This window comes from Frankia sp. KB5 (genome assembly GCF_002099325.1).
Classification (GTDB): Bacteria; Actinomycetota; Actinomycetes; order Frankiales; family Frankiaceae; genus Frankia; species Frankia casuarinae.
Genome location: NZ_MRUJ01000208.1, coordinates 1 through 12,693, shown reverse-complemented (window position 1 = coordinate 12,693; position 12,693 = coordinate 1). Strand labels below are relative to the sequence as shown.

Sequence of the window (12,693 nt, the reverse complement as noted above, 5' to 3'; positions counted from 1 at the left end):
CCTGTACCGGCGCCGTCCCGCCGGCTCGGCCGGATGGCCTCGGTGCGCTGGTCGCGGGAACCGTGCGGACCCGGGACGCGGCGCTGTCCTTCCTGGCAGTCTGCGCCGTCGCGGCGCTGGCCGGACTGCTGGACTTCGACGGCGGCGGCCCCGGCCGGGCGCTGCGAGCGGTCCTCGCGGTCTGGGTCGGGACAGGCGTCTCGTTTCTGCTCCGGCGGTATCTGCTCACGCGCTTCGGCGGGATCACCGGAGACATCCTCGGCGGACTCATCGAGATCACCGCGGCGGCGACCCTGCTCGTCATGGCCATGACGATCCCGACGCCCGTCCTGCACACCCTCGGCCTGCACTGACAGCGCGGCGGACGCCGCCCGCTGGCGTCCGCCCGGCGGGCCCGCCGGACAGGYCCGTCCGGCGGCTGGGCTACTTGGGCGAGGACCTGACGAACGGCGGCCGGACAACCGTCATGGGACTCGGACGGCCCCGGACGTCGACGTTCACCGTGTCGCCCCCCTGCACGGACCGGTCCAGCAGGGCGAGCCCGATCCCCTGGCGCAGCGTCGGAGAGAACGTGCCGCTGGTGACCTCACCGACCGTGGCACCAGCCGCGGAGGCCACGGTCATGTGCGGACGGGGAATCACCCGGCCGGTGGACCGCAGCCCCCACAGCAGGCGGGAGGCGCCGGCGGACCGCTCCGCGAGCAGGGCGTCGCGTCCCCAGAAGCGATCCTTGTCCCAGCCGACGGCCCACCCGGAGCGAGCCTGGACCGGCGTGATCGACAAAGAGAGGTCCTGGCCATGCAGCGGATACCCCATCTCGGTCCGCAGCGTGTCGCGGGCACCGAGGCCGACCGGCACGACGCCGAGCGGCCCACCCGCCGCGAACAGCGCATCCCACAGCGCAGGGGTGTCGTCCCAACGGGGCAACAGCTCGTAGCCTCGCTCTCCGGTGTAGCCCGACCGGCACACGATCACCGGGTGGCCCTTCCACTCCGCGTCGACGAAACTCATATACGTCCCGCCGGGGGGCAGGCCGAGGGCGCCGAGCAGGTCGGCGCAGGCCGGTCCCTGGACCGCTACCACGCCGTACCCGGTGTGCAGGTCGGTGACGGACACGCCCGCCGGCGCCGCCGCGGCGAGGCGAGCGACGACCTGTGCGGTGTTCGCGGCGTTCGGGACGAGGAAGACTTCCTCGTCGGAGTACAGGTAGGCGATCAGATCGTCGACGACCCCGCCGGTCTCCTCGCAGCACAAGGTGTACTGCGCCTGGCCGGGGCCGATCCGGCGCAGGTCGTTGGTCAGGCAGGCGTTGACGAAGGCGGCGGCGCCGGGGCCGGCGATCCTGGCCTTGCCGAGATGGCTGACGTCGAAGATCCCGACCGCGCCGCGGACCGCCTGGTGCTCGGCGAGCACCCCGCGGCCGGTGTACTCGATCGGCATCTCCCAGCCACCGAACCCGGCCATCTTCGCGCCCAGTTCGACGTGCCGGTCGTACAGCGGGGATCGACGCAGCTCTGGGGATCGACGCAGCTCTGCCATGGCCAGCAGCCTAGTGTCCGGCCGGCAGCGGTCGAAACGACCGCGGGCCTGGCCTCCGGCCACCCGCCGGTGGGGTCCGGCTCCCCGTCGGGAAGACCTCCCGTTCAATACGCTCACCGCATGACCACCATCGTGCCCAGTACCGCCGCTCTCGCCGATCTCGATGTGGACGCGGTGGTGATCGCCACCGCCACCGGCGACGAGGGGCTCCTCGTAGCCGGTGGCGCGGCGGACCTGGACGCCGCGCTCGGCGGCAGGCTGACGCAGGTGCTTGCCTCGCTGGGCGCGACCGGCAAGGCCGGCGAGACGGTCCGCTTCGCCACCCTCGGTACCGTGCCCTGCGCGACGGTTCTCGCGGTCGGGCTGGGCCCCCTCGCCACGTCGTCCACGCCGATGTCGTCCACGCCGATGTCGTCCACGCCGATGTCCTCCACGCCGATGTCGTCCACGCCGATCGGCACCGAGGCACTACGCCGGGCGGCCGGGGTCGCGGTGCGCTCCCTCGCCGGGACCGCGCGGGTGGCCGTCGCTCTGGCGGCCGCGCCGGGCGCGGTCACGTCGGAGTCGGTGCGGGCCGTGGCCGAAGGCGCGTTGCTCGGCACCTACTCCTACGACGGGCTGCGCACCACGTCGGCGAACGGCCGCCCCCGCCCCGTCGAGGAGCTGACGGTGCTCGTCGACGAGCAGAGCCTCCCGACAGCGGAAGAGGAACTGCGCCGGGCCACCGTCGTCACGGATGCGGTCACCCTGGTCCGCGATCTGGTGAACACGCCGCCGAGCCATCTGTCCCCCGCCCTGCTCGCCGACATCGCCGTCGAGCGGGCCACCGCCGCCGGCGTGACGGTCGAGGTCCTCGACGAGGTGACGCTCGCCGAGGGCGGCTTCGGAGGCCTGCTCGGTGTCGGCCAGGGATCCGCGAATCCACCGCGGCTGGTGCGGCTGGAATGGCGCGGCGGTGGATCCGAGYGGCCGGCGCTGGCGCTGGTCGGCAAGGGCATCACCTTCGATTCCGGGGGGTTGTCCCTGAAGCCGTCGACCTCCATGGAATGGATGAAGACCGACATGGCGGGCGCGGCCGCGGTGCTCGGCACCGTCATCGCCGCGGCCCGGCTCAAGCTCCCGATCACTCTCACCGGCTGGATGCCCTGCGCGGAGAACATGCCCTCGGGCGACGCGATCCGCCCCTCCGACGTTCTCACCCTGCGCGGCGGCACCCGGGTGGAGGTGCTCAACACCGACGCCGAGGGCCGGCTGGTGCTCGCCGACGCCCTCGTCCGCGCCAACGAGGAGTCACCGGACCTGATCGTGGACGTGGCCACCCTGACCGGCGCACAGATCGTCGCCCTCGGCCACCGGACGAGCGGACTGATGGGTCGTGCGGCCGCGGTGGACGCGGTCGCGTCGGCGGCGGCCGCCGCCGACGAGAGCGTCTGGCCGATGCCCCTTCCGCCCGATCTGCGCAAGGGACTGGACTCGACGGTGGCCGACATCGCCAACGTGCCACCGGGAGGCAACCGAGACGGCGGCATGCTGGTCGCCGCGCACTTCCTCGCCTCGTTCGTCCCCGAGAAGGTGTCCTGGGCGCACATCGACATCGCCGGTCCCTCCTGGAACGGTGGAGAGCCCTACGGYCACACCCCCAAGGGAGGCACCGGCATGATCGTACGCACGCTCGTCCAGCTGGCGCAGGACCGCGCGACGACGACGGCCTCCCCCGGTTCGGCCACCGGTTCCCCGGCTGAGTCCCCGGCCGAGGGCTGACCTGCGGGGGAAGGTAGGTACACAATGGTTGCTGGCGCCTCGCGCAATGCAGCACAGTCACGCCCATCCGAGCGGCAGTGGGCTCACGACGTGAAAGACTGGCATCCGGTTGCCGTGGCTAGGCGAGCCGTGGCCTGACGCTCCTGCTTCGGCTGCCGCGCTCAGCGGTGGGAACGCCGTCGGGGGCGGCGGCCAACCGCGTCACCGGCTTTGTCACTCGACGTAGCAGACGCTACTAGTAACGCTCTCGGCACCACCGGCAAGACCACAGGATTCAACGAGAAGGGACCCCTGGCGTGGCGAATTCAGCGGCCGGTCCCGTCGACCTGGTCATCCTCGGTGGCGGCAGCGGCGGATACGCCGCCGCGCTGCGCGCCGCGGAACTCGACCTGAGCGTCGTTCTGATCGAGAAGGACAAGCTCGGCGGCACCTGCCTGCACCGAGGTTGCATCCCGACCAAGGCGCTGCTGCATTCGGCGGAGATCGTTGACAACATCAACGAAAGCGAGGCCTTCGGGGTTCGCTCGACCCTCGACGGCATCGACATGGCCGCGGTCAACTCCTACAAGGACTCGGTCATCGCCGGGCTCTTCAAGGGGTTGACCGGCCTGATCAAGTCCCGGGGGATCGAGGTCGTCGAGGGATTCGGCCGGCTGGTCTCCCCGACCGCCGTGGCCGTCGGCGACCGGGTCATCGAGGGTCGGCACGTCCTGCTCGCGACCGGTTCCTATTCCAAGACCCTGCCCGGCCTGGACATCGACCACGACAAGGTCATCACCAGCGATGACGCCCTGACCCTCGACCATGTGCCGGCCTCCGCGGTGGTACTGGGCGCCGGGGCCATCGGATGCGAGTTCGCCTCCGTCTGGCGGTCCTACGGGGCCGAGGTGACCATCGTCGAGGCGCTGCCGCACCTCGTCCCGCTCGAGGACGAGTCCAGCTCCAAGCTGCTGGAGCGTGCCTTCCGCAAGCGCGGCATCAAGCAGCATCTCGGCGCGCGGTTCTCCGGGGTGAAGTCCACCGACCAGGGCGTGACGGTGTCCCTCGAGAACGGGACCACCATCGAGGCCGAACTGCTGCTCGTCGCGGTCGGTCGTGGACCGGTCTCGGAAGGTCTCGGCTACGAGGAGGTCGGCATCGCGACCGACCGCGGCTATGTGCTGGTCGACCGTCAGCTACGCACGAACATTCCGACCGTGTCCGCGCTGGGCGACCTGCGGCCCGGGCTCCAGCTCGCCCACGTCGGCTTCGCCGAGGGCATCTTCGTCGCCGAGCAGCTTGCCGGGCTGGGCCCGGTGCCGGTCGACTACGACAACGTTCCGCGGGTCACCTACTCCCACCCGGAGGTGGCCTCGGTCGGCCTGACCGCCGCGGTCGCCAGGGAGCGGTACGGCGAGATCAAGACGGTCACCTACAACCTGGCGGGCAACGGCAAGTCCCAGATCCTCAGGACCTCCGGTGCGGTCACTGTGATCGCGGTCCCCGATGGTCCGGTGGTGGGCGTGCACATGGTCGGCGACCGGGTCGGCGAGCTCATCGCCGAGGCTCAGCTCATCACCAACTGGGAGGCGTTCCCCGCCGAGGTCGCCCAGCTCATCCACCCGCATCCCACGCTGTCCGAGGCTCTCGGCGAGGCGCATCTGGCGCTGGCCGGCAAGCCCCTTCACGTCCACGGTTAGCGGGCACCGCCCTGGATCGTGCCTGCCCGTGCCACCCCCGCGGCCCGATCCGCCCAGGATTCAGGCCACGCCAAGCATGAGCGCCTCCGGCCGGCCGCCCGCGCGGTGCAGATGCCGGACGCGACAAAGGAGTCGTTCCAGCATGTCTGTATCTGTCACAATGCCCCGGCTCGGGGAGAGTGTCTCCGAGGGAACCGTCACGCGGTGGCTGAAGCAGGAGGGTGAACGCGTCGAGRCCGACGAGCCACTGCTCGAAGTCAGCACCGACAAGGTCGACACCGAGATCCCCGCCCCCGCCTCCGGTGTCGTCAGCTCGATCAAGGTCGCCGAGGATGAGACCGTCGAGGTCGGCGTCGAGCTCGCGGTGATCGACGACGGGTCCGCGGGTGGCGGCACCGCACCGGCGCAGGCCACGCAGGCGCCCGCCGCGCCGGAGCCGGAACCCGAACCGGCGCCGGAACCCGTGAAGCCGGCTGCCGCGGCACCGCCGCCTCCGCCCACTCCGACGCCCGCACCCGCGCCGACGCCCGCACCCGCGCCGACGCCCGCACCCGCGCCGACGCCCGCGCCGGCACCGGCGTTCGCTCGTCAGCCGGAGCTCACCCCGGTCCCGGCCCAGACCCCGGCCGCCGCCAACGGGAACGGCGGCGGCATCGGTCGCTACGTCACCCCGCTGGTGCGCAAGATGGCCGCCGAGCTCGGCGTGGACCTGGGAACCGTGGCGGGAACCGGGCCGGGTGGACGCGTCACCAAGCAGGACATCCAGGACGCCGCGCGGCCGCGGGACGCGGCTCCCGCGGCGCAGGAGACTCCCGCGACCCCCCCCACAGYCCCGACAGCCCCAGCCGTGGCGCCGACCGTGGCGCCGACCGGCGCTGCCCCCGTCCGCGGCCAGACCGAGAAGCTCTCCCGCCTGCGGGCGTTGGTCGCTCGCCGCATGGTCGAGTCGCTGCAGATCAGCGCGCAGCTCACCACCGTGGTGGAGGCCGACGTCACCCGGATCGCGCGGCTGCGGGACCGGGCGAAGAGCGGCTTCCAGGCTCGGGAGGGCATCAAGCTGTCATTCCTGCCGTTCTTCGCCTTGGCGACCTGTGCGGCGCTGCGTGAGTTCCCGCAGCTCAACTCCAGCATCGACGTCGAGGCGGGCACGGTCACCTACCACGGAGAGGAGAACCTCGGCATCGCCGTGGACTCCGAGCGTGGTCTGGTCGTGCCCGTCATCCACAACGCCGGCGATCTCAACCTCATCGGGCTGGCCCGCAAGATCGACGACCTGGCGAGCCGCACCCGGGCCAACCGAATCTCGCCCGACGAGCTCGGCGGCGGCACCTTCACCCTGACGAACACCGGCAGTCGAGGCGCCCTGTTCGACACGCCGATCATCAACCAGCCGCAGGTGGGCATCCTCGGCACCGGCATCGTGACGAAGAAGCCGGCCGTCGTCGACGATCCGGAGCTGGGCGAGATCATCGCGGTTCGTTCGACGGTGTACCTGTCCCTCACCTACGACCACCGCATCGTCGACGGTGCCGACGCGGCTCGCTTCCTGGCCTTCACCAAGCACCGGCTGGAAAACGGAGCCTTCGAAGCCGAACTCGGCCTGTAGCCCGGTCACGGCCGGCTGACCGTCCGGTCAGCCGGCCGTGACCGGGACGTTCTCCGAGACCCGCCAACCGGAGCCGGTACGGATCAGGGTGAGGTCACGCCGTTCCGGCGACTTCGCCGCCTGATGCGCCAGCACCTTCCCCCCGGCGTCGAGGAAGTCGTAGGCGTTCAGGCGTTGGGTGACCCGCAGCACGGTGCGGTCCGGTTCCTCGACCCGGACCTTGAGATCGAGGATGTCGCTGCGCAGTGCCGAGGCATGCGCCCCCCTCGCGACCACCTGCCTCATCAGCGCGATATCCGAAGCGTGCAACTCACTACCCGCGGCATCAGACTCCGTCAGGAGGCTCTCGTCAGCCCGCTCGAACGCACGGCTGCGCGCGGTGTTCAACTCGGCGAGTACCGAACGCCAGACCTGCTCGGGCGACTGATTGGCGACCGGCGACGCCGTCGGTCCCCGCCCGGCCGCGGAGGCTGCACCGGTTGGTGGCACGGACGTCCCGGCCGCGCCGGGTGCATCGTCCTTCTCCGGGCTGGCCAGCAGCAACGCGACGGCCGCCACGACCACCAGCAGGCCCAGCCCGGCGGTCACCGGGAACAGCAAGCGCTGGCGGCGGGCTCCCACCCGACGCGGTCGGCGCGCGGAGGTCGGCCGGGTGCTCCGGCCCGGGGAGCCGAGGCCCCCCGGGGGCCTCGCGGGACCCGGGGAGCCCGAGGCGGTCGTGTGCCCGCGCTGACCTCGCTGCGTCCCCTGGCCGCTTCCGGTGGATCCGCCGGAACGCGGTGACCGCGGCCCCGGAGCAGCCGCACCCGGGGTGGCCGACCCCTTGCCCCCGGAGCCCCGACCGCCACCGCGGGCGGCCTTCCGAGGGTTGGTCGTCGCACGGGTCGATCGTCGGGGCGGTGGCGGCAACGAGTCGAGCAGCTCCGCGGCGTTGACGGCCGTCGCTCCGGTGATGGCCCGGTCGGGCGGGGCCGGATCGTCGGGCGGGTCCACCCAGGGGATCGCCGGCAGGGTGTCGGTCGGCGAGGGACCGCGCCGCGCCGCGCCACCCGGCTCGCCGCCGCCCACCTCGCCGCCGCCCACCTCGCCGCCGCCCACCTCGCCGCCGCCCGCCAGGCGGACCGGGAGCGGAGTCGCGCTGCGGGCCAGCGACGCGGCGAGTTCCAGGGCGCTCGGTCGCCGACGCGGGTCGTCGATCATGGCGGTCGCCACCGCCACCGCCACCGCGGCCGCGTCTGGCCCGGTGGCCTCACGCATCGCCCCGAGCAGCAGAGTGGCCAGGTCATGGACGTCCGCGGACGCGGCCTCGGGTGGAATCGGATCCGGTCTGGCGGCGTCGGCCAGCGCCGCGACCCCGAGCCCGATCAGAACCGGACGACCGTTCGGCTCCAACAGGATGTCCGCACGCTCGAGCCGGCCATGCACGACGCCGACGGCGTGCGCGGCGGCCAGGGCCTGCGCGATCGGCAGACCGATCGTGACGACCTCACCGGGGTCCAGGTCCCCGCGGGCGGCGAGCAGCCGCGCGAGGCTGACACCGCCGACGACCGGCTCGGTGATCAACGCCAGGCCCTCCGCGGTCGGCAACACCGCCACGACCGGCACCAGATGGGGATGCTCCAGGTCCACGAGGGCCCGGGCCGCGATGACCGCCGCGGAACGCAGCACCGGGTCCGGCGCCAACCGCACCCGCCGCACCACGCACTCGATTCCGGACTGGTCGAACTGACCCGACCAGAGCTCTCCAGAGCCGGCGTCCCGCAGGCGGGAACGCATGCTCACCCCCGGGACCTCGGGTACGCCGCCGACGCGCCGGGCCGGCCTGTCCGCGGAATCGTCGGTGAAGGTCACAAGAAGCGACGCTAGGCTCAAACCGGTCCGGTCTGCCTACCTCTTCGTCCGGTTGTGGATAACTTTTTACGATCCACCGCGGGGTATGCGATCGACGACCGTCACATGCGACAGCCTTCAGAGAGCGACGAACCCGTGCAGATCCTCGCCACCAGCGGTGGCTTCCTTCCGGACGGCCGCTACGGAGCCAAGGTCGGTCCCATCCTCCATCACGCCATCAGTCTGTCCGCGGCGGGCGCACGGCCCCGGGTCTGCCTGCTGCAGACCGCCCTGGGCGACGACCAGGCCGCCTACGCCCGCGGGTACGCGGCGTTCAACCGCGACCGGCCCGACGTGCTGCTCTCCCATCTCACRCTGTTCCCGATGCCGAACATCGCCGACATCCGCGCCCATCTGCTGGCGCAGGACGTCGTCTGGGTCGGCGGGGGCAGCGTCGCCAACCTGCTCGCGGTCTGGGCCGTGCACGGGCTCGGTGAGATCTTCCGAGAGGCGTGGGAGGCGGGGGTCRTGCTCGGTGGAGTCTCCGCCGGTTCACTGTGCTGGCATGTGGGCGGCACCACCGACTCCTTCGGCCCGGCTCTCCGCCCGGTGACGAACGGCCTCGGCCTGCTGCCCTTCAGCAACACCCCGCACTACGACTCGGAGGCCAGCCGGCGGCCGCTGTTCCAGCGGCTGGTCGCCGAGGGCACGCTGCCGGCCGGATGGGCGACCGACGACGGAGTGGGTCTGCACTTCCACGGCACCGATCTCGTCGAGGCGGTGGCCGACCGGCCCGGGGTGCACGCCTGGCGGGTCGAACGCGGTCCGGACGGCACCGCCGTGGAGACCGCGGTGGTGCCCCGCCTGCTACCCGCGGTGCCCCGCGACTGAGCCGGCAGGCTTATGATTGTGGATGTTCTCGGCTTTCCGCGGCCTCCCACCGCGAAGCATGGGACAGACAGCGCTTCCTCGCCAAAATCCGCTTGGCCGCGGAGCCTCCCCTCCTTCGAACCGGTCGCCGAGCAAGCTGAGCAGATGGAGCTGGTGGTATGACCGCCGTCGCCCCCGAGGGTCGCCCGCTGCTGCGCATCGAGGCCCGTAATGCRCAGACGCCGATCGAACGCAAGCCATCGTGGATCAGGACTCGGCTGCGCACCGGTCCGCAGTACCAGGACGTCAAGGGGCTGGTCCAATCGGCCGGGCTGCACACGGTGTGCGAGGAAGCCGGCTGTCCCAACATCTACGAATGCTGGGAGGACCGCGAGGCGACCTTCCTGATCGGCGGGGAGGTCTGCACCCGCCGCTGCGACTTCTGCCAGATCGACTCCGGGCGGCCTGCCCCGCTCGACCATGACGAGCCGCGCCGGGTGGCGGAGTCCGTCGCCACCATGGGCCTGCGGTACGCGACGGTCACCGGAGTCGCTCGGGACGACCTCGCGGACGGCGGCTCGTGGCTGTACGCGGAGACGGTCCGCCAGATCCACGCACGCTCGGCCGATACCGGCGTGGAGGTCCTGATCCCGGACTTCGGCGGCAGGCCCGACCAGTTGGGCGAGGTGTTCGAGGCGGCGCCCGAGGTACTCGCCCACAACCTCGAAACCGTACCCCGGATCTTCAGGCGGATCCGGCCGGCGTTCCGGTACGAGCGCTCACTCGACGTGCTGCGCCAGGCCCGCCAGGCCGGGCTGGTCACGAAGTCGAACCTCATCCTGGGTCTGGGTGAGACGGCGGAGGAGATCCACACGGCCCTGCGGGATCTGCGGTCGGCGGGGTGTGAGCTGCTCACCGTGACCCAGTACCTGCGCCCGACGCCGCGGCACCATCCGGTCGAGCGGTGGGTGCGGCCGGAGGAGTTCCTCGACTGGGGACGTGTCGGCGCGGAGCTCGGGTTCTCCGGGGTGATGTCCGGTCCGCTCGTCCGGTCTTCCTACCGGGCCAGCCGCCTCTACCAGCAAGCGATGACGGCACGTGACCAGGACCGCAGCGAAATGTCCGTTCCCCCGGAAAGTGTGTCGGAGAACTCTCACGGGCAACGGCCGAGTCCGTGGTGACCATTCCTCGAAGCGGCTAGAATTAGCTTAGCGTTACCCCCTCGTTACATGGGGGTCATCCTCTTCGCCCATCATCGAGGTGTGTGCCCACGACCGTGCCGGGAGGTCGTTCCCATCGTGCTCCGTTCACTGCTCAGCGTTCTCGAAGAAGTGACCCTGCTGCTGCTGCCGCACGGAGGTCAGAAGACCGCGCGTCGTAACGCCTGGCGGGCGGCCACCGATCTGCACGTGACGACCGGCTATCGATGGATGGATACCACCGTGCCGCTTTCGGTCACGTCGGTCACGCCCGCGCCACCCCGAGTCACCACCCCGGGCCGCCGCCCCGCGTCCGCGCGCGGTCGCCGCCCAGCCCTGATCCGCGTCACGCCCTGATCACGCCCGACAGTCAGATCCGCCGGACTTCCCGCCGGCCAACGGCGATCAGCGGGCGCGGGACGAGCATGCCGCTGGCCAGGAGGCCGTAGGCTCGCGGTCATGGCACTGAAGAAGAAGCCGACGGACGCCCCGGGGCCGGCGGCCCCTGGGGCGGCGGGGAAGGACCAGTCGGCGGGCGCAGCCGACAAGAACGGCGCGGCTGGCAGACGCGGCACCAATCCTGGCGCCGCGGGGAAGACCCCCGGTGCGGCCGGCAAGGGTGGCGCGGCCGGTCGGAACGGCCGCAGCGGCGAGGCGGGACCGGGAAAGGGATTCACCACTCGGGTCGCCCAACTCCGGATGATCTACAAGGTCACCCGGCAACGCGATCCCCGGGCGCTCTGGATCACCCTGGCGGGCTTCCTCGCTCCGGTCGCCGTCGGCATTGTGCCCGCAATCTTCGTCGGTCCGCTGTACCTGTGGATTCCGATCGCCCTTCTGCTCGGGGTGGTCGTCTCCCTGAACCTGTTCAGCCGGCGGGTGCAGCGGACCGCCTACGCCGAGATGGAAGGCAAACCGGGCGCCGCCGCCGGAGTGATCGAACGGATGCGGGGAGAGTGGCGCCTCACCCCCGCCGTCGGCGTCAACCGGCATCAGGATGTGGTGCACCGTGTCGTCTGCCGGGCCGGGGTCGTGATCATCGCGGAGGGTCACGGGCGTGGCCCGCGGGAACTGCTCGCCGCCGAGAAGCGCCGGATCCGCAAGGCGGTCGGCGACACGCCGGTGACCGACATCATCATCGGTACCAGTGAGGGGGAGACTCCCCTACCCAAGCTGCAGAGCACCCTGATGCGGCTGCGGCRCACCCTGCGCCGCAGCGAGGTCGATGCCCTTGACCGTCGCCTGCGGGCGATGGGCGGCGCGGCGCTGCCGATCCCGAAGGGACCGATCCCCCGCAACATCCCGCGCGGCGGCCGCATCCGATAGCGCCGCCGCCAGGCGTGGTCCGCTGTGCGGCCCACGGTGGCCCACCCCGAAGCCCCGAAGTGGAGGGGATCCGCGCTACTTCTCGGGGCCGGGCTTCTCGGGGTCGCGCACCACCACGGTCCCGGCGGCGCGATCGTGAAGGCCGCGTAGGTCACGGTCCCAGATGAACACCGGGATGAACAGGCCCAGCAGAACGGTACGCACGACGATCCACGGCCAGGACTGCCGACCGCAGTCACGCAGCCGGATCACGCGGATGCCGGCCAGCCGCATGCCGATCGTCTGACCGGCCGTACCGACGAGGATCAGCTCCTCGAGCAGGAAGAGCGCGTAGATCGCGAGGCCACGCGCGTCTGCGGCGTAGCTCAGTCCGACGATGTACAGCACRCCGACGATCAGGTTCGCGACGACCGCGTCCACGAGGTAGGCCAGCAGACGCGGGCCGAACCCGACCACGGATCCTCGGCCGTCCCGCGGCAACCCGAGGCGTACCCCGGGCGGGGTGTCCCGTGGCAGACCTGGCCCGTCAAGCCAGCCTCCAAGTGCTCGTCCCACGACGCAAGCTTATGTGGCACCGCAACATGCACCCAACTCATCACGTTGAGTGATGAAGTGGGTTTCGGTAACGCTACGGAAACCATCCCGTGATGTCGTACACCGATGACCTGGTGACCGGAGACACGCCAACATGGCGTAACCTGTGGGCCTAAGAAGCGTGACGCGATGCTGGAGGACGAATGTTCACAAAAGCAGAAGACGTGCTTCGCTATATCCGGGACGAAGACGTTCAGTTCATCGATGTCAGGTTCTGCGATCTTCCCGGGATCATGCAGCACTTCACCATCCCGACCCAGGTCTTCGCGGAGTCGGTGTTCACCGAAGG

The 12,693-nt window shown here is 71.2% G+C and carries 12 protein-coding genes; 9 read left to right on the top strand and 3 right to left on the bottom strand.

Annotated features, from left to right (window positions below; genetic code table 11):
* Positions 1-353 (top strand): adenosylcobinamide-GDP ribazoletransferase (locus KBI5_RS18810; RefSeq protein WP_198537802.1); only part of this gene is annotated, 353 nt, incomplete at its 5' end.
* Positions 354-423: 70 nt separating this feature from the next.
* Here the strand turns inward: KBI5_RS18810 and gcvT are convergent.
* Positions 424-1,539: a glycine cleavage system aminomethyltransferase GcvT gene (gene gcvT / locus KBI5_RS18805; RefSeq protein WP_085015986.1), complete on the bottom strand. Its 1,116-nt coding sequence runs from the start codon at positions 1,537-1,539 to the stop codon at positions 424-426.
* Positions 1,540-1,659: 120 nt separating this feature from the next.
* On the opposite strand from gcvT, the gene KBI5_RS18800 reads away from it, so the two are divergent.
* The 3 genes from KBI5_RS18800 (at position 1,660) to sucB (ending at position 6,585) form a co-directional block, all read left to right on the top strand.
* Entirely contained in the window at positions 1,660-3,300 is a 1,641-nt protein-coding gene (locus KBI5_RS18800; protein WP_085015983.1) for a leucyl aminopeptidase, read from the top strand.
* Between the two features lie 296 nt (positions 3,301-3,596).
* Positions 3,597-4,979: a dihydrolipoyl dehydrogenase gene (lpdA, locus tag KBI5_RS18795; RefSeq protein ID WP_011437519.1), complete on the top strand. Its 1,383-nt coding sequence runs from the start codon at positions 3,597-3,599 to the stop codon at positions 4,977-4,979.
* Positions 4,980-5,121: 142 nt separating this feature from the next.
* Positions 5,122-6,585, top strand: coding sequence for a 2-oxoglutarate dehydrogenase, E2 component, dihydrolipoamide succinyltransferase (gene sucB / locus KBI5_RS18790; protein WP_085015982.1), 1,464 nt, complete (start codon positions 5,122-5,124; stop codon positions 6,583-6,585).
* 27 nt (positions 6,586-6,612) lie between these two features.
* Here the strand turns inward: sucB and KBI5_RS18785 are convergent, their stop codons facing one another.
* Positions 6,613-8,361 (bottom strand): protein kinase, encoded by a 1,749-nt coding sequence (locus KBI5_RS18785; RefSeq protein WP_085015985.1) that lies wholly within the window; start codon positions 8,359-8,361, stop codon positions 6,613-6,615.
* A gap of 180 nt (positions 8,362-8,541) precedes the next feature.
* Between KBI5_RS18785 and KBI5_RS18780 the strand changes: the two genes are divergently transcribed.
* From KBI5_RS18780 to KBI5_RS18765, 4 genes are all read left to right on the top strand, one after another.
* Positions 8,542-9,306 carry a peptidase E gene (locus tag KBI5_RS18780; protein ID WP_241883017.1) on the top strand — a complete coding sequence of 255 codons (765 nt, stop codon included), beginning with the start codon at positions 8,542-8,544 and terminating at the stop codon, positions 9,304-9,306.
* Positions 9,307-9,464: 158 nt separating this feature from the next.
* The gene (lipA, locus tag KBI5_RS18775) at positions 9,465-10,466 is read left to right on the top strand and encodes a lipoyl synthase (protein ID WP_011437523.1); all 1,002 of its coding nucleotides are present in this window, start codon (positions 9,465-9,467) and stop codon (positions 10,464-10,466) included.
* Between the two features lie 117 nt (positions 10,467-10,583).
* Entirely contained in the window at positions 10,584-10,841 is a 258-nt protein-coding gene (locus KBI5_RS18770) for a hypothetical protein (RefSeq protein ID WP_023841806.1), read from the top strand.
* A gap of 102 nt (positions 10,842-10,943) precedes the next feature.
* Positions 10,944-11,810 carry a DUF4191 domain-containing protein gene (locus KBI5_RS18765; protein ID WP_085015981.1) on the top strand — a complete coding sequence of 289 codons (867 nt, stop codon included), beginning with the start codon at positions 10,944-10,946 and terminating at the stop codon, positions 11,808-11,810.
* Between the two features lie 75 nt (positions 11,811-11,885).
* Here the strand turns inward: KBI5_RS18765 and KBI5_RS18760 are convergent, their stop codons facing one another.
* Entirely contained in the window at positions 11,886-12,365 is a 480-nt protein-coding gene (locus tag KBI5_RS18760) for an RDD family protein (protein ID WP_082456814.1), read from the bottom strand.
* 182 nt (positions 12,366-12,547) lie between these two features.
* On the opposite strand from KBI5_RS18760, the gene KBI5_RS28815 reads away from it, so the two are divergent.
* A partial coding sequence (locus KBI5_RS28815; protein WP_347272519.1) for a glutamine synthetase occupies positions 12,548-12,693 on the top strand: 146 nt, incomplete at its 3' end.

What these genes read in the sequence shown, in the direction of transcription:
- gcvT (WP_085015986.1), bottom strand. Translation starts at nt 1,539, where the DNA reads ATGGCAGAGCTGCGTCGATCCCCAGAGCTGCGTCGATCCCCGCTGTAC.
- KBI5_RS18785 (WP_085015985.1), bottom strand. Translation starts at nt 8,361, where the DNA reads ATGCGTTCCCGCCTGCGGGACGCCGGCTCTGGAGAGCTCTGGTCGGGT.